Annotated in this window: 13 protein-coding genes; 8 read left to right on the top strand and 5 right to left on the bottom strand. The window is 64.4% G+C overall.

All coding sequences use genetic code 11. The features are described from left to right. The first annotated feature begins 69 nt into the window (after positions 1 to 69). Both F3J17_RS31140 and F3J17_RS31135 read left to right on the top strand, forming a co-directional pair. Positions 70 to 1,296 (top strand): CaiB/BaiF CoA-transferase family protein, encoded by a 1,227-nt coding sequence (locus F3J17_RS31140; RefSeq protein ID WP_167068682.1) that lies wholly within the window; start codon positions 70 to 72, stop codon positions 1,294 to 1,296. A 221-nt stretch (positions 1,297 to 1,517) separates the two neighbouring features. Then, the gene (locus F3J17_RS31135; protein ID WP_205195048.1) at positions 1,518 to 3,695 is read left to right on the top strand and encodes a VTT domain-containing protein; all 2,178 of its coding nucleotides are present in this window, start codon (positions 1,518 to 1,520) and stop codon (positions 3,693 to 3,695) included. Here F3J17_RS31135 and F3J17_RS31130 read toward each other — a convergent pair. Next, complete coding sequence (locus F3J17_RS31130; protein ID WP_167068676.1) at positions 3,692 to 3,967, bottom strand: hypothetical protein; 276 nt, start codon at positions 3,965 to 3,967, stop codon at positions 3,692 to 3,694. The genes F3J17_RS31135 and F3J17_RS31130 overlap by 4 nt on opposite strands. A 294-nt stretch (positions 3,968 to 4,261) precedes the next feature. Between F3J17_RS31130 and F3J17_RS31125 the strand changes: the two genes are divergently transcribed. The 4 genes from F3J17_RS31125 to F3J17_RS31110 all read left to right on the top strand — a co-directional run bounded on the left by F3J17_RS31125 (position 4,262) and on the right by F3J17_RS31110 (position 7,873). Next, positions 4,262 to 5,350 carry a Dyp-type peroxidase gene (locus tag F3J17_RS31125; RefSeq protein ID WP_167068673.1) on the top strand — a complete coding sequence of 363 codons (1,089 nt, stop codon included), beginning with the start codon at positions 4,262 to 4,264 and terminating at the stop codon, positions 5,348 to 5,350. Further along, on the top strand, positions 5,343 to 6,167 hold the full coding sequence (locus tag F3J17_RS31120) for a family 1 encapsulin nanocompartment shell protein (RefSeq protein WP_167068670.1): 825 nt from the start codon (positions 5,343 to 5,345) through the stop codon (positions 6,165 to 6,167). Before F3J17_RS31125 ends, F3J17_RS31120 begins: the two co-directional genes overlap by 8 nt. Positions 6,168 to 6,508: 341 nt before the next feature. Next, positions 6,509 to 7,306: a DUF2092 domain-containing protein gene (locus tag F3J17_RS31115; protein WP_345891274.1), complete on the top strand. Its 798-nt coding sequence runs from the start codon at positions 6,509 to 6,511 to the stop codon at positions 7,304 to 7,306. Between the two features lie 21 nt (positions 7,307 to 7,327). Then, positions 7,328 to 7,873, top strand: a complete 546-nt coding sequence (locus F3J17_RS31110) for a DUF6515 family protein (RefSeq protein WP_240161228.1) — start codon at positions 7,328 to 7,330, stop codon at positions 7,871 to 7,873. Between the two features lie 118 nt (positions 7,874 to 7,991). Here the strand turns inward: F3J17_RS31110 and F3J17_RS31105 are convergent, their stop codons facing one another. After that, the gene (locus F3J17_RS31105) at positions 7,992 to 10,265 is read right to left on the bottom strand and encodes a TonB-dependent siderophore receptor (protein ID WP_167068668.1); all 2,274 of its coding nucleotides are present in this window, start codon (positions 10,263 to 10,265) and stop codon (positions 7,992 to 7,994) included. 335 nt (positions 10,266 to 10,600) lie between these two features. On the opposite strand from F3J17_RS31105, the gene F3J17_RS31100 reads away from it, so the two are divergent. Beyond that, entirely contained in the window at positions 10,601 to 10,921 is a 321-nt protein-coding gene (locus F3J17_RS31100; protein ID WP_027816991.1) for a pyrimidine/purine nucleoside phosphorylase, read from the top strand. 166 nt (positions 10,922 to 11,087) lie between these two features. Further along, entirely contained in the window at positions 11,088 to 12,494 is a 1,407-nt protein-coding gene (locus F3J17_RS31095; protein WP_240161229.1) for a chloride channel protein, read from the top strand. Positions 12,495 to 12,510: 16 nt separating this feature from the next. Here the strand turns inward: F3J17_RS31095 and F3J17_RS31090 are convergent, their stop codons facing one another. Genes F3J17_RS31090 through F3J17_RS31080 form a run of 3 tightly spaced genes read right to left on the bottom strand, consistent with a single transcriptional unit; the run spans position 12,511 to position 16,205 of the window. Continuing rightward, positions 12,511 to 13,671, bottom strand: a complete 1,161-nt coding sequence (locus F3J17_RS31090) for an enoyl-CoA hydratase/isomerase family protein (RefSeq protein ID WP_167068665.1) — start codon at positions 13,669 to 13,671, stop codon at positions 12,511 to 12,513. A 16-nt stretch (positions 13,672 to 13,687) separates the two neighbouring features. Further along, on the bottom strand, positions 13,688 to 14,482 hold the full coding sequence (locus tag F3J17_RS31085) for an enoyl-CoA hydratase (protein WP_167068662.1): 795 nt from the start codon (positions 14,480 to 14,482) through the stop codon (positions 13,688 to 13,690). A 19-nt stretch (positions 14,483 to 14,501) separates the two neighbouring features. Further along, positions 14,502 to 16,205 carry an AMP-binding protein gene (locus tag F3J17_RS31080; RefSeq protein WP_167068659.1) on the bottom strand — a complete coding sequence of 568 codons (1,704 nt, stop codon included), beginning with the start codon at positions 16,203 to 16,205 and terminating at the stop codon, positions 14,502 to 14,504. Positions 16,206 to 16,255 lie beyond the last annotated feature (50 nt).

The raw sequence follows: 16,255 nt of genomic DNA, 5'->3' as shown, positions 1-16,255 counted from the left end.
CCAGGAAAGCCCGCTCCGATCACGCCGGGGCGCGGCTTTCCATCCACAACGAATCAGGAGTGCCTGCTGATGCAGACGGAAAACCATGGCCAGCTCAATGGCCTGCCGCTAGCGGGCGTACGCGTGCTCGATCTCTCGCGCATTCTCGCGGGGCCGTGGAGCGCGATGGTGCTCGGCGACCTTGGCGCGGAGGTCATCAAGGTCGAGCATCCCGATCGCGGCGACGATACGCGCGACTGGGGTTTGCGCATCGGCCAGACCGAAACCGCTTACTTCAACAGCGTGAACCGCAACAAACGTTCGATCACGCTCGATCTGCAAACGCCCGAAGGCCAGCAGATCGCGCGCGATCTGGCGAAGACCTGCGACGTGGTGGTGCAGAACTTCAAGTTCGGCGGCGCGGAAAAGCTCGGGCTCGGCTACGAGCAGTTGAGCGCGGAGAATCCGCGTCTGATCTATTGCTCGATTTCGGGCTACGACCGCACGGGTTCCGAAGCGAAGCGCCCCGGCTACGATCTCGTGGTGCAGGGCGAAGCGGGCCTGATGGCGCTGAACGGCGAAGCGAGCCAGCCGCCGCTGAAATTCGGTGTGGCGGCCGTGGATCTTTTCACGGGCATGTATTCGGCGCAGGCCATGCTCGCGGCGTTGTTCCAGCGCGAGCACAGCGGCCGCGGCCGTCACATCGAAATGGCGCTGTTCGACTGCGGCCTCATGATCACCGCTTACTACGGGCTGGAAGCGCTGGTGATGGGCGAAGACCCGCCGCGCTACGGCAACGATCATCCGTCCATCGTGCCGTATGGCGTATTCGATGCGGCGGACGGCCCGCTCGTCATCACGGTCGGCAATAACAGCCAGTTCGAACGTTTCGCGCGCGAAGTGATCGAGCGACCCGATCTCGCCGACGACACGCGTTACAAGACCAATATCCTGCGCTCGCAGAATCGCGCGGTGCTGCTGCCCGAACTCAAGCGTGAGCTGGGCAGCCGCCCGCGCAAACTGCTGCTCGAACGTCTCGCGCAAGCGGGCATTCCGTGCGGCGAGGTCGCGGGCTTGCGCGAGGCGCTGCTGTCGCCGCGCGCCACCGAGGCGGGTCTCGTCACGCAGCAGCCGCATCCGCATACGGAAAGCGGCACCACGCCGGTCCTCGCGCCGCCCTGGCGCTTCGACGGCGAACGCATGCCGGTGCGCCGCGCGCCGCCGCAACTGGGCGAAGGCACGCGCGAGCTGCTGGCCGCGACGCTCGGTTATTCGGACGAGCAACTGGCGCAGTTGAAGGAAAAAGGCGTGATCTGAACGCTCATGGCCACACCGGCCAGCACCGGCCAGCACCGGGCAGGACCAGGAGTTGCGGATCAAGGTCCACGCCAGCGCCCCGCCGCGTATGCACCACGCACGCGCCGCGGGGCGTTTTTCCTGGCGGCGTGGATTAACGCCCCGGTTGCCGCCGACACCGCATCGCACGCTCATCGGCGCAGCCGGTTATATTGCGCGTGGTACGACACCACGCCTTCGACATGGAGCACGCCTACGTCCAGCTGCTGCACCTGCTCGCCGATTACCCCGGCTGGACACTCGCGTTCGTGGTGGTCGCGGCGTTCCTGGAATCGCTCGCGCTGGTCGGCACGTTCTTCCCCGGCAGCACCGCTATGTTCATCGCGGGCGCCTTCGCGGGCACGGGCACGCTCAATCTGGGCTGGCTGTTCGTCTGCGCCATCGCCGGCGCGGTCGCGGGCGACGCGCTGAGCTTCTGGCTCGGCCATCGTTACCGCGACAGGATCGCGCGCGTCTGGCCGTTCAGCAAGCACCCCGCCATCCTCGATAAAGCTCAGGCCTACTTCGTCAGCCACGGCACGCGCAGCGTGATCCTGGCGCGCTTCGTCGCGCCGCTGCGCGCCGTGGTGCCCATCGTCGCGGGCATGGCCGGCATGGCGCCGTGGCGGTTCTTCGTCATGAACGTGATTTCGGCGCTGGTGTGGGCGCCTGCTCACATCCTGCCGGGCGTGGTGTTCGGCGCGTCGCTGCAACTGGCGGGCGCGGTGTCGTTCCGGCTGGTGGTGGCGCTCGCCATCATCGCGCTGACGCTGTGGCTCGTCTGGCGCTTCACGCACGTCCTGCTGGCGCATCTGGACAACTGGGCCAGCGCCTCGCGGCGCGGCGTCTCGCGCTGGGCCGCACAGCACGAGGGCGCGGCGGCGCGCCGCCTGGTGCGCCTGCTCGATCCGAAGCAGCCCGCGCTGGGCGCGGTGCTCGCCATCACGGCGCTGGTGCCGTTGTGCGCCGCCGTGTTTTCCTATGTGCTCGGCAATCTGCTGAGCGGCGATCCGCTCGTGCAGATCGACCAGTCGGTGCGCCAGTTCCTGCAGTCGATCCACACGACCTGGGCCGACACCGTGCTCGCGCACGTCGAAACCCTCGGCAGCAACTACACGCTCGCCGCACTGGTGCTGACCGTCACCGCCTGGATGGCCGTCGAGCGGCGCTGGCGCACCATCACTTACTGGATGCTGGCGGCGGCGCTTTCGCAGGCGCTCATCCTCGTGCTGCGCTTCGCGATTCACCACGGCTCGCCGGGCGCGGCGCACGTGGGCGCGTACGTGTTCCCGAGCGACCGCGTGGCGTCGATGGTGATCGTCTATGGCTTCACCATGTTCCTGCTGGTGCGGCGCGTGAAGATGATCGAGGCGGCGATCGTGGCGACGGTCGGCAACGGCATCGTGGTGGGAGTCGCCTTTGCGGGACTGTATTTCGACCGCTTCCTGTTCTCCGATGCCATTGGCGGCGCGGCCTTCGCCTCGATCTGGGTGGCGGCGGTCGTGCTGCTGTCGCTGTGGCGCTATCCGGCGCGCCCTTCCGAGCGCAACGTCATGCCCGCGATCGTCTTCGTGGTGCTGGCGATCGCTTTCGTGCTGCAGCGCGGCGGGGCCGAGCGGCAAGCCGAACTCGCCTCGCGCGACACACAGGCGCCCACCGTGGTCGCGCAGATGACGTGGACCGACACGCTCTGGCGCAACCTCGCCTGCTATCGCGTGGACATGAAAGGCGAGCGGCGCGAGCCGATGACGCTCCAGTGGGCCGCCAGCGCCACCGACCTGCGCGCTGCGCTGCACGAAGCGGGCTGGACCGAAGGCGGCCAGTTCACGCCCAAAAGCGTGCTGTCGCTGATCGCGCCGAACGTGGACGCGCTGTCGCTGCCACTGTTGCCCAAGCTCAATAACGGCCTGCCCTCGCCGCTGGTGTTCGCGCGCGTGCACATCCCCGACGATCCCGCGCGCCCCGGCAGCCGCCGCGACGTGCTGCGCTTCTGGCCGACTGGCTATGCGCTGGCCGCGCGCGCGGATTCTACCGCAGCGGAAGACACGCGCAGCGACCTGCAGGCCGATGCCATCACGCCCGCGACGGCCGTGGCGAGCGATGCCAAAGACGCCGGCGGCAGGAATAGCGTAGTCGCCGCGCCGCCGCCCGGCCCCGAACTCACGCCGATCTGGGTCGGCTCGCTGGTGCACGAGCGCCTGCGCCGCGCCTCCTGGCCGTTCAACGTGCTGACCACCTACGTCGATCACGACCACCGCACGCCCATCGTGCTCGACGGCAAAAGCGGCGGCCCGCCAGCGGGCTGGCGCGCCATCACGATGCCGGGCAGCGAAGGCTGCGAGGGCCGCGCCGTGATGCTGGTGGTGTCGGGCGGACGTTAGCCTTCCGGGCCGTCGCCCCAGCTGCCCGCCGCGTGGAAGTGGTCGATACGCTTGCGCGCGTCGGTATATGCGGCGTCCAGCGCGGCGTCGGGGCCGACGTAATTGCGCATCAGATCGTGAAAGCGCACGCTACGTCCTTCCAGATGCGCATCCGCACCATGCCGGCAGATGTAGCCGCTGTAGTGGAACAGCGGCTCGGGCGAACGCGGCCCGAACGCCGGAATCGGCAACACCCAGATTTCGAAGCCTTCGTGCTCGGTGTGATCCCACATGGTGCGTCTCCTCTCTTGTCAGCACTCACCGTTGGTCCCGGACAAAACCCGCCTGCACGGCAACTATGCTCCCACGCCGTGACACCGGATGGCAAACCGGGCCGCCGCGGGCAGCCTCAGACAGACTCAGGCAGCCGCACGCGGGCGGCGCAGCAAGGCTCTACGGCTAAGCCGCCCGTTTTTTCGAGTTTGGCTACACTATGCGGCACACGGCCCGCAGGCGGCGCCCGCGCGTTGCGCGTTGCCTTGCGCGCCACCCACCCGCATCAGACTATTCGAGCGATACCCCACATCATGACGCCGGCCTCACTCACGCAGGAACCGCAGTCCGTCTCCAGCGCCGTCACGCGCAGCGCCTTTTTCATCGTCGCCACCGTCAACGAAGACGCCACCAGCCGCGCCACCGTGCGCGCCTGGTGCGCCGACGTCGCCAATCTCGTGCGCGCGGTCGGCAAGCGCGTCCCTAACGGCAATCTTTCGTGCGTGGTGGGCTTTTCGTCAGACGCATGGGACGAACTGTTCGGCGGAGTGCGCCCGGCGGGCCTGCATCCGTTCCGCGAATTCGGCTCGGGCGAGCGCAAGGCCATCGCCACACCCGGCGACCTGCTGATGCACATCCGCGCCGACCAGACCGACCTCTGCTTCGAACTCGCCACGCAACTGATGAAGCGCCTCGAAGGCGCGGTCAAGACCGTCGACGAAGTGCACGGTTTCCGTAACTTCGACATGCGCGCGATGATCGGCTTCGTCGACGGCACGGAAAACCCGGTGGGCAACGAAGCGGTCCATTTCACCGTGATCCAGGACGAAGACCCCGGCTTTGCGGGCGGCAGCTATGTGCTGGTGCAGAAGTATCTGCACGACATGAAAGGCTGGAACGCGCTGCCCGTGGAAGCGCAGGAACACATCATCGGCCGCACCAAGCTGCACGACATCGAACTCGACGAAGACGTGAAGCCAAGCTGGTCGCATAGCTCGCTCACCACGCTCGACGACGCCGAAGGCAACGAGATCAAGATCCTGCGCGACAACATGCCGTTTGGCCATCCGGGCCAAGGCGAATTCGGCACCTACTTCATCGGTTATGCGCGCGATCCGCAGCCCATCGAGCAGATGCTGGAAAACATGTTCGTCGGTCTGCCGCCCGGCAATTACGACCGGCTGCTGGACTTCAGCCGCGCCGTCACGGGTGGCCTGTTCTTCGTGCCTTCGCAGCCGCTGCTCGAAGAACTCGCCGATCGTGTACCCGGCGCCGCCGCCACCGTCACGGTGGACAGCCAGAATCAGACTCAAGCCGAAACTGAATCCGGGCCTGCCGCCGCGCTCTCTGCGGACGGCTCGCTCGCCATCGGATCCCTCAAAGGAGCACCCCGGTATGAATAATCTCCATCGCGAACTCGCGCCTATTTCCACGGCGGCGTGGTCGCAGATCGAAGAAGAAGTCGCGCGCACCTTCAAGCGCTCGCTCGCGGGCCGCCGCGTCGTGGATATGAACGGCCCCGGCGGCTCGGATCTCGCAGGTGTCGGGACGGGTCATCAGAACGGCATCGAAGCGCCGTTCGACGGCATCCGCGCGCGCCAGCGCGAGGTCAAGGCGCTGGTCGAACTGCGCGTGCCGTTCGAACTCTCGCGCGACGCCATCGACGACGTCGAGCGCGGTGCACAGGACTCCGACTGGCAACCCGCCAAGGACGCCGCCACGCGCCTCGCCTTCGCCGAAGATCGCGCGATCTTCGACGGCTACAAGGCCGCGCAGATCACCGGCATCCGCGAAGGCACGTCGAACCCCACGCTGCATCTGCCCGCCGATATCGCCGATTACCCCGCAGTGATCGCACGTGCGCTCGAACAGCTGCGTCTGCAAGGCGTGGACGGCCCCTATGCGGTGCTGCTTGGCTCGGACGCCTACACGGCCGTGAGCGAAGCGAGCGATCAGGGTTATCCGATTCTCGAACACATCCGCCGTCTCGTGAACGGCGAGATCATCTGGGCCCCGGCGATCGAAGGCGGTGCGATCGTCAGCACGCGCGGCGGCGATTTCGCGTTCCATCTGGGCCAGGATGTATCGATTGGCTATTCGTCGCATGACGACAAGAGCGTGCGGCTCTATCTGCAGGAAAGCTTCACGTTCATGATGCTGACCGCCGAAGCGTCGGTTGCCGTCACCGGCGACGTCGCGGAAGAAGCCAAAGGAAAGTGATCAGCATGTAGCACGCAAAGTCGCGCGCTTTTAATTCAATGCCGTTCAGTTGAAAAACTGAACGGCATTTTTGCTTTTTGGCGTGAGAACACCGCGCGGCGTGCAGGAAGAAGACCGGAAATGCAGACCCAATGCCTCTATTGCGATCGCTTTTCAAACGAAACATAAAGGGCAATTAAACGTGTCCCGGATTGGAGATCAAAGGATACGGCTTGCAGCGATCCATCGAGTGTGAACACGCAGTAAGATCACAAAGATGTTTCGCGGTACAGATCAATTGATTAAACGCTGAAGCTCAATGTTTCGAAATCGGCCGATGGGCCAATTTGAGGAGAAAAATAGTGACTCAAAATTTAACAAAATTGGTGCTTTTCGCCGCAATGACCGGCGCGCTATATGCTTCAGGCGGCGCGGCATTCGCTGCATCAAAGGCAGCGGCACCGGCTGCCGTTCATAAGCCAGATCCTGAAGCAATAGATGCGCTGGTAAAAATGAATGGTTATTTGCAAACCGTCAAACAATTCGATCTTGATGTCGATTCGACCACGGATCAAATCATGATCGATGGACCGACGACGCAATTGATCCAGCTCTCGCACAACACGAAGATGACGGTGAGCCGCCCGGATTCCCTTAAGGCGGATATCGTCGGCGGCGCGCCCGGCACCAGCCGTCACGCGTACTACGACGGCAAGACCTTCACGCTCTATACCGAGCCGGGCAACTACTACGCAACGGTTCCCGCGCCATCGACCATCCACGATCTGATCGGCGATCTTGAGGACAAGTATGGAATCGATCTGCCGCTGAGCGACATCTTCTCGCTGGGTGCGGACCCTGCCGCCTTCTCCAGTGTGATTTCAGCAACCTATGTAGGCGACGAGGTTGTAAGCGGAAACACATGTTCGCACTACGCCTATCATGAAAAACATCTGGATTGGCAGATCTGGATCCAGAAGGGCGACCAACCGCTGCCCTGCAAGCTGAACATCGTGACGTCGTCGGACAAGGAACGGCCGCAATACACAGCGGTGTATCACTGGAATCTCGCGCCCCAGATCACCCCGACCACATTCAGATTCACGCCTCCGGAAAACGCACATCCGATCAAGTTTGTGCAATCCAGCGACGGTCAATAATATTTCAATCCAGAGATCACCATGCACTCGAAAAAACTCTTTATGGCAGCGGCCACAGCGCTGCTGGCGGCAGGCGTGGCCACTACTGCGGGCGCGTTTCAGACTCGGGGTGGCGCGCAGACCTCAGTGAACAGCGCGAACCGCGCAAGCGCGCGTGAGGCCAATGTGGAGACCCGGCAAACCAACCGCACCGCGCGCGCGAGCGATCGCCAGAACACCATGCAGCAAGCGAGTTCGAACCGGGCCAACGCAGCGTCGAACATCAGCAGCAACCGGACGAATGCCGCGACGAACATCAGCAACAACCGGGCCAATGTCGCCAACAACTACAACAATAACTACAACAACAACTGGTACAACGACCATCCGGTTGCAACGGCGGCGGCCGTGACCACGGCGGTAGTAGGGACAGCAGCCGTCGTAGGTTCGATTGTCCGTAGTCTGCCGCCCAGCTGCTCGGCGATGACCATCAATGGTGTGACGTACCAGCAATGTGGCTCGACGTATTACCAGCCGCAATATGCGGGGACTACCGTGCAATACGTGGTGGTCAATCCGCCGCATTGAGCAACGCGGGCACCTGAACGGAAAACGCCCCAAAGGCAAGACACTGATTTACACGTGTCCACCTTTGGGGCGCGGTTCAAACCAGGCGTCTCATTGCATTGAACGCCGGTTCAAACGATCACTGATAGAAGTTGAGCGTCACCATCGCCGAGCGGCCCGGCGCCCAGGTTGCGTAAATCGGGTACGCGCTCTGGTAGTACTGCTTGTCGAAGATGTTATTCACGTTGAGCTGCAGATCCACCTTCTTCGAAACACGCCACGTGGCCGACGCATCGAAGCGCGCGTAGCCCGGAATCCACTTGCGCGTGGTCGACGACACCGACGCATAGGTCAGGCTCGAAATCGTCGCGCCCGCGCCCAGCGTGAGCTTCGGCATCACGTCGTAGCTGGTCCACAGCGTGAAGTTATGCTTGGGCACCATCACCATCGGCAAGCCCGAGTTCTGCGGCGTGGTCGGACCGGCGTTGGTCGTGATCGCGTCAAGATACGAGTAGCCGCCGAACACGGCCCACTTGTTCGTCACATTGCCCGCAAAGCCGAACTCAAAGCCACGCACGCGTTGCGAACCCGCGTTGATCATGCCGCCCAGACCGTCGCTGACACGCGCGTTGGTCTTGTCGGTCTGGAACAGCGCCGTGGTCAGCGACAGACGTTGATCAAGCACGTCCCACTTCGCGCCCACTTCGATATTGCGCGAACGCTCCGGCGCGAGATCCTGATTGGTCGCCGTGATCTGGTCGGTGCCGCCGCCCAGACCCGAGTTCGAACCCGGCGGATTCGACGAGGTGCCGTACGAGGCGTACAGGCTCACCGTGTGAATCGGCTTGAAAACCAGGCCGAACTGATAGCTGAACAGGTTCGACGTATTGCTCAGATCGGCGACGCCCTGCTGCGACGCATTCACGTCATAGCGGTCGAAGCGCATGCCCGCGTTGAAGATCCAGCGATCGGAAAGCTGCACGCTGTCGAACAGATACGCCGATGCAATGTTGGTGCGCGTGTGCGTGGCCGGTCCCGGGAAGCTCTTGTCGCCGTTGAGCAGAATGCTGCCGGTCCACGGATTGTTCGGGTTCCACGCGTTGACGCTCGTGCAGTTGTAGGCGATCGAGCACGGACCGCCCGAACGGATGTTGTTGCCCGCCGAATCGCTCACGAGATAGCCCTCGTAGAGGTCCTGTTCGTGGCTGAATTCCACGCCTGCCGTGAGCGTGTGGCGCATGCCGTAAAGATCAAACTTGCCGTTCGCTTCGGTCTGGTTCGACACGCTATTGGTCGCGTACTTGCCGCTCTTGGCCTGCAGGCTCAGGATGTTCGAGGTCGCGCTGGTGAGCTGCGGATTGGTGGCGATGTAGTCGAGCGTCGAGCGGCCGAACATCGTGGTGTTCTTGATCTTCCACGCGTCGTTGATGCGATGCTCGACCTTGATTTCGCCCGTGTCGTTCTGGCCGCGGCGATAGTCGCGCGAATTCAGGCCGTAGAACTGGCTGCGATTGCTCGGGATCGGCGTGCCACCCGTCGAACGGAACGGCACGCTGAAGTCCGGCATGTCGTAGGTATTCAGGTGGTAGTAGCTCAACGTCACCGTGGTCGGCGAATTCAGGCCGAACGCAACCGACGGCGCCACGCCCCAGCGCTTGCTGTAGACGTTGGTGCGGCCCGCCACATCGGAATCGTGACCCATCACGTTCAGGCGGAACGCGCTGGTGTCGGTCATCTTCTGGTTCCAGTCGATGGTCGCGCGGCGATAGCTGTCCGTCCCCAGACCGACGCTGCCGTTGATGAAGTTATCGGCGGTCGGCGTCTTGGTGGTGATGTCGATGCTGCCGCCCACCGAGCCGCGCCCCGCGTACACCGAATCCGGGCCCTTCACGACGCTGATGTTCTCCACGTCGAAGGTCTCGCGGTTCTGCACGCCCGAGTCGCGCATGCCGTCGACGAAGATCGAGTTGCGCGATTCGAAGCCGCGAATCACCGGACGATCCGCCGACGGATTCGCCGCCGCGTCGCCGCCCAGGAAGGTGATGCCGGGCACCGTGCGCAGCGCGTCCTCGAAGGTCGAAACGTTCTTTTCCTTGAGCACTTCCTGCGGGATCACCGTGACCGAGCGCGGCGTGTCGATCAGCGGCGAGGTGAATTTGTACGAGGACAGCGACTTCGTCTGCATGTCCGAAGGCGCGGACGAGCTCACCTTGACGGCGGGCAGCGTGGCTTCCGTGGCGCCTTGCGAGGCGGCGTTTTGAGTTGCAGCGGCGGCGCTCGACGAGGCCGGCACGGCAGGCGCGGCCTGGGCGTGAGCCACTTGTGCCGCGAACTGTGTAGCGAAGAAACCGGAGCAATACAGGGCTGCGACGGACGCGACTGTGCGCATCCGCGTCGGGAAGATGACGGACATGGTTGAGCGGTTTGATCGAAGGCGCACGCCTGTACGCCGCGGGCCGCCATGCGTCCGCCACGTCAGAAGATGCTTAGGTGTTGTCGTTATTTGCGAATACGAATGTTTCTCATTCGCTTCCGCAATTGTAATAAGACGTTAAGATTGTGTAAACACTGAATTCGTTTTTTGTATGCTCGATCTGACAGAATTCCAGTATTCGACGCCGCGCCTTGTGCCCTCGGGAATCGCCTGCGAAGGCCGCCCGGCCTTATTGAGCGCTACGCCGCGCGCCGGCGGCCCGGTATGATGACGGCCTCGAATTCCATTCACGAACGACCCAGAGGAAGACTGCCATGACGGCTGCAGCACAATTCGACCAGGTTTCCGTTATCAAACGCGCCAACGTCTACTTCGACGGCAAGTGCGTGTCGCACACCGTGCTGTTCGCCGACGGCAGCCGCAAGACGCTCGGCGTGATCCTGCCGTGCCAGCTGAACTTCGGCACCGACGCCCCCGAACTGATGGAAGTGCAGGCCGGCAAGTGCCGCATCCGTCTCGACGGCAGCGACGAGTGGAAGTCGTATGGCGCGGGCGAATCGTTCTCGGTGCCGGGCAAGAGCCGCTTCGATATCGAAGTGACCGAGACGCTCGATTACGTTTGCAGCTACCTGTAAGCGAATCAGGCGCACGCATTCCGGACGCCCGCCGTGCCTTGCGCACGGCGGGCGTTTTGCTTTCGTGGGCGCGGCAACCGGAAATCGCAGCGCGAACCCGCCTGAAAGACGCCGTCGCTACAATTGACGCCGCCCCTCTTCTCTTCACGTCATCCCGCCCGCCGTGCTGCCCATCGATCCTGTTCCGCGCTCCCGCGCCCGCCCCGACACCGAACGCCCGCCCGCGCGCAGTCCGCTCGTCACGCTCGCCGTGGTGACCGTGCTCACCGGCATCGGCGCGGGTCTGGGCGGCATGCTGCTCGCGCTGCTGCTGCATGCGATCCAGCACGTCGCTTACGGCTATAGCCAGGCGCACGTGATCAGCAGCGAGAGCTTTCTGCAAGGCGTGACGGGTACCGCGCCGTGGCGGCGCGTGGCCGTGCTGGTGGCGTGCGGCTTGATCGGCGGTCTGGGTTGGTGGGCGCTTTATCGCTATGGGCGCAAGCTCGTGAGCATCAGCGCGGCGATCAAGCCAGGCGGCCCACGCATGCCGATGATCTCGACCATCGTGCATGCGCTGCTGCAGATCGTGACGGTAGCGATGGGCTCGCCGCTCGGACGCGAAGTCGCACCGCGCGAGATCGGCGCGGTGGTGGCGAGCTGGCTCGCGCGGCGCACCGGCCTGACTGCTTCCGAGCGCCGCGTGATGATCGCGTGCGGCGCGGGCGCGGGCCTCGCCGCTGTCTACAACGTGCCACTGGGCGGCGCGGTGTTCGTGCTCGAAGTGCTGCTGGGCACCTTCGGCTGGTCGGCGGCCGTGCCGGCCATCACGACTTCCGCGATTGCCGCCGTGGTCGCGTGGATCGGTCTCGGCGACGAGCAGCAGTACCACGTGCCCGCCTACACGATCAATGCGCAACTGGTGGTGTGGTCGGTGCTATGCGGGCCGCTATTCGGCGCGGCGGCGCACGGCTTCACGCGCGTGACGAATCGCGCGCGCGACGCGTCGCCCAAAGACTGGCGCTTGCCGGTTTATTCGGTGCTCAATTTCGCGGCGATTGGCGTGCTGGCGATCTGGTTTCCGCAGTTGCTCGGCAATGGCAAAGGCCCGGCGGGCTTGAGTTTCGACGATAGCCTGGGCGTCGGTCTCGCGGCCACGCTGCTGGTGCTGAAGGTGCTCATCACCACGACCTCGCTGCGGGCCGGAGCCAAGGGCGGCCTGCTCACGCCTGGGCTGACGAATGGGGCGCTGCTCGCGATCGTGATCGCGGGCCTTGTCAATCATGTGTGGCCGGGGCTGTCGGCGGGCGCGTTTGCCATTGTGGGCGCGGCGGCGTTCCTGGCGGCGTCGATGCAGATGCCGCTCACCGCCACGGTGCTGATGCTGGAATTCACGCACGTGAACCACGATCTGGCGATTCCCATGCTGCTGGCCATCGCTGGATCGGTCGCCACGTTGCGCCTGCTCGCAAGGGCGCAACGGCCTGTGCGTGCTGTACGCGGCGCGTCGTCGGGACCGCTCTCCGATGACGAACGCCAGCGCCGCCTCGCCGCCCTGCGCGACCCGTCGGCGGCGCGCGAAGCGTTGGACTGAACGACGCCGCAGAGACTTATTTGCCGAGATCAGCCAGCGGGTGCGCCTCGCCGCGCCACGGCGAGCAGAGGAACTGCTGCACGCGCTCGTCGCGCACCTCGGCAAGTGTGCTGGGCGCCCAGCGCGGCTTGCGGTCCTTATCGATCAGATGCGCGCGCACGCCCTCGCAGAAATCACCCTCTTCGATTGCGCGCGCAACGATCCCCAGCTCCATGCGAAAGCTCTCGGCGAGCGTCATCTGACGCCCGCGCAACAGCGCTTCGCGCGTGACTTCGAGCATCGTCGGCGAATAGTGCGTGAGCGCTTCGAGCGTAGTTTCGAGCCATGCGCGCTCTGTGTCGGACGGCTCGCGCTCAAGCGCGGCACGCAGCGATGCAACGATATCGACCACGTGCAAACGGCGACTGAAGTGCTTCGCGATCAGCGCGCCGTGCGCCGCCAGTGCGCCTGGCATGGCGTCCTGGCACGGCGCGTCGAACACGCGCCGCAAGGTATCGCGCACATTGCCGTCGAAATGCGTCTGCGCGAGCCGCGCTTCATAACCGTCGAGCCATTCGCCCGGCACGCATAGATCGGCCAGATTGCAATGGAGCGCGTCCGCGCCATTGAGCAGCGCGCCAGTGAGGCCCACATAAAGCTCGGTCTCCACCGGCATCCTGGCGAGGAAATGCGTCGCGCCGACATCGGGCAGCAAGCCGATGCGCGTCTCCGGCATGGCGATCTTCGTGCGCGAGGTCGCCACGCGTAGCGCCGCCGCCTGACCCAGCCCCATGCCGCCGCCCATCGTCACGCCGTCGAGCAGCGCGACGAGCGGCTTCTCGAAGGTATGCAGCGCATAGTCGAGCCGATATTCGTCGACGAAAAACTGCTGCCAGCCAGCATCGCCCAGACGTTCGCCCGCACGCGCCAGCCTCTCGATCGCGCGCACGTCGCCGCCCGCGCAAAAACCCTTCGGACCCGCGCCTTCGAGCACCAGCGCGACGATGGCGTCGTCGCGGCGCACGCGTTCGAGCAGCACGGCGATGTCGCGCACCATGGCGTGCGAGAGCGCATTGAGCGCCGCGGGACGGTTCAGCGTGATGATCGCGACGCGGTTGACCACGCGAAACTGCACATCCTGTTCGGCCTGTTCTGAAGCCTGCGCGGAAGCGGTTACCGAATCCGGTATTGCATTCATGCCTTATTTCTCCGTTTCACAATTCCACGTTTCTCACTGCCGTGTGCCACTGCGGCTTACGCTTCTCCAGAAACGCATTGACGCCTTCGCGCTGATTGGGCGACTCGAACAGATCGAGCATGCGCTCGCGCTCGACCGCCAGCGCCGCGCTGCGCGGCACGCCGTTGCGCGCCTGATGAATGAGTCCCTTGCTCGACGTCACCGCCTCCGGGCTGAGCGTAGCCACGCGCGCGGCCATGACGAGCGCCGCTTCGCGCGCGCCGCCCTGCGGCACCACTTCCTCGACCAGACCGATGCGCAGCGCCGTGGCGGCATTCACGCGCTCGCCGGTGAGAATAATGCGTTTGGCCCAGCCTTCGCCGACGAGCCAGGGCAGCGTCTGCGTACCGCATCCGCACGGCAACAGGCCGACGGCCGGTTCCGGCAAAGCGAGTTGCGCGTGTTCTTCGGCAATGCGGATATCGCAGGCGAGCGCGCATTCAAGACCGCCGCCCATCGCATAGCCGTTGATCGCCGCGATCACCACGGCGCGTGCGTTCTGCAAGGTCTCGAAGGCCGCGCCGAACGCATTGGCGGCCTCGCGCGCCACATCGCGATTACCATCGGCGAACGCGTTGAGGTCCGCGCCCGCGCTAAAGAACTTCTCCCCTTGCCCTGTGATAACGATGGCGCGCACGCGCGCCTCGCGGTTGAAGGCTTCGATTACCTGCTGCAACTGGCGCAGGCCATCGACGGTAAAGGCGTTCACGGGCGGCCGCGCAAGCGTGATGAGCGCCACCGCGCCATCATGCATGTACTGGAATTCAATCATTTCGTGATCCTTGTGGATTTCAACGCAGCTCCGGAAAATCCTCTTCCCAATACTCGTCGGGCTGTCGCGCGGGCTCGGCCGTGCGCTCCATTTCGCGGCGGCGCAATTCCACGCGGCGGATCTTGCCGGAGATCGTCTTCGGCAGATCGCTGAATTGCAGGCGACGGATACGCTTGTAAGGCGCGAGTTTTTCGCGCGAGAAGCGGAACACTTCGCGTGCGAGATCGGGACCGGCTTCGAAGCCCTGACGCACGATCACGAAGGCCTTCGGCACGGAAAGACGCAGTTCATCAGGGCTGGGTACGACGGCGGCTTCGGCAATCGCCTCGTGTTCGATCAGCACGCTTTCGAGCTCGAACGGGCTCAAACGATAGTCGGATGATTTGAATACGTCGTCGGCGCGGCCCACGTAGACGAAGTAGCCGTCCTCGCGGCGCAGCGCCACGTCGGAGGTGTGGTAGTAGCCGTTGCGCGTGGCGTATTCGCTCGCCTTCGCGTTGTTCGCATAGCCCGTCATCAGCCCGAGCGGACGATCCACCAACGGAAGCGCGATTTCGCCTTCGTTGACGGGCTGATCGTCGGGGTCAACCAGTTCGACGCGATAGCCCGGCAGCGGCCGCCCCATCGACCCGGCCACGACAGGCTGGCCCGGCGAATTACCGATCTGGCAGGTGGTCTCGGTCTGGCCGTAGCCGTCGCGGATCGTGATGTCCCAGGCGTGGCGCACGCGTTCGATGATCTCCGGATTGAGCGGCTCGCCCGCGCCAACAATCTCGCGCAGCTTCACTGCGTGGCTCGCGAGCGGCTCCTGCACGAGCATGCGCCAGACCGTGGGCGGTGCGCACAGCGTCGTCACGCCGCATTGCACGAGGGCGGCGAGCGTATCTTTCGGCACGAAGCGTGCGTAGTTGTAGACGAACACGCAGGCCTGCGCATTCCACGGCGCGAAGAAGCAACTCCAGGCGTGCTTGGCCCAACCCGGCGAGCTGATGTTCCAGTGAATATCGCCGGGCATCAGGCCGATCCAGTACATCGTCGAGAGATGGCCGACGGGATAGCTCTGATGCGTGTGCTCGACGAGCTTGGGCTTCGAGGTCGTGCCGGAGGTGAAGTACAGCAGAAGTGTGTCGGTGGCGCGTGTGGGGCCGTCCGCTTCAAACGCAGCGCTGGATGCGTAGGCTTGCGAAAGATCGATCCAGCCCTCGCGCGATGCGCCCACGGCGATGCGCTTGACGTCCGCGTCCAGTGCATCAAATTTATCGAGTTCCGCACCGTCCACCACGACGAAACGCGCGCCGCCCGTTTCCACGCGCTCGCGCACGTCGTCGGGCGAGAGTTGCGTGGTGGCGGGCAGCACCACCGCGCCCAGCTTCATCGCTGCCAGCATCACGTCCCAGAGTTCGACGCGATTCGGCAGCATCAGCAACAGGCGGTCGCCGCGCCCCACGCCCTGTTCGCGCAGGAAATTCGCCATGCGCGACGAGCGATCGGACATCTGCGCATACGAATACTTCGTGCCGCCATCGGCGAGATCGTCGACGATCCAGAGCGCCGGATTGTCGTTGCCGCGCGCGATCACGTCAAAATAGTCGAGCGCCCAGTTGAACGTATCGAGCGGCGGCCACGCGAATTCCGCGTAGGCGCGCGCGTAGTCGGTGCGGTGACGCTGCAGCAGATCGCGCGCTTCGATAAAGGCCTGCGCGGAAGGGGTAAACGTAGTCATCGCCGATGTCTCCAGTTTCTGCGCCTTGATGCGCTTTATTATTTACTTAG

The sequence above is a fragment of the Burkholderia sp. Ax-1719 genome (assembly GCF_011753055.1).
Lineage (GTDB): Bacteria > Pseudomonadota > Gammaproteobacteria > Burkholderiales > Burkholderiaceae > Paraburkholderia.
Note: the sequence above shows the minus strand (reverse complement) of the source record. Positions and strands in the feature narration are given on the sequence as shown.

Excerpts from the sequence above, each read along its gene's own strand:
- F3J17_RS31105 (WP_167068668.1), bottom strand. The coding sequence starts at position 10,265 with ATGTCCGTCATCTTCCCGACGCGGATGCGCACAGTCGCGTCCGTCGCA.
- F3J17_RS31080 (WP_167068659.1), bottom strand. The coding sequence starts at position 16,205 with ATGACTACGTTTACCCCTTCCGCGCAGGCCTTTATCGAAGCGCGCGAT.
- F3J17_RS31130 (WP_167068676.1), bottom strand. The coding sequence starts at position 3,967 with ATGTGGGATCACACCGAGCACGAAGGCTTCGAAATCTGGGTGTTGCCG.
- F3J17_RS31125 (WP_167068673.1), top strand. The coding sequence starts at position 4,262 with ATGACGCCGGCCTCACTCACGCAGGAACCGCAGTCCGTCTCCAGCGCC.
- F3J17_RS31100 (WP_027816991.1), top strand. The coding sequence starts at position 10,601 with ATGACGGCTGCAGCACAATTCGACCAGGTTTCCGTTATCAAACGCGCC.
- F3J17_RS31110 (WP_240161228.1), top strand. The coding sequence starts at position 7,328 with ATGCACTCGAAAAAACTCTTTATGGCAGCGGCCACAGCGCTGCTGGCG.
- F3J17_RS31135 (WP_205195048.1), top strand. The coding sequence starts at position 1,518 with ATGGAGCACGCCTACGTCCAGCTGCTGCACCTGCTCGCCGATTACCCC.
- F3J17_RS31090 (WP_167068665.1), bottom strand. The coding sequence starts at position 13,671 with ATGAATGCAATACCGGATTCGGTAACCGCTTCCGCGCAGGCTTCAGAA.
- F3J17_RS31140 (WP_167068682.1), top strand. The coding sequence starts at position 70 with ATGCAGACGGAAAACCATGGCCAGCTCAATGGCCTGCCGCTAGCGGGC.
- F3J17_RS31085 (WP_167068662.1), bottom strand. The coding sequence starts at position 14,482 with ATGATTGAATTCCAGTACATGCATGATGGCGCGGTGGCGCTCATCACG.
- F3J17_RS31120 (WP_167068670.1), top strand. The coding sequence starts at position 5,343 with ATGAATAATCTCCATCGCGAACTCGCGCCTATTTCCACGGCGGCGTGG.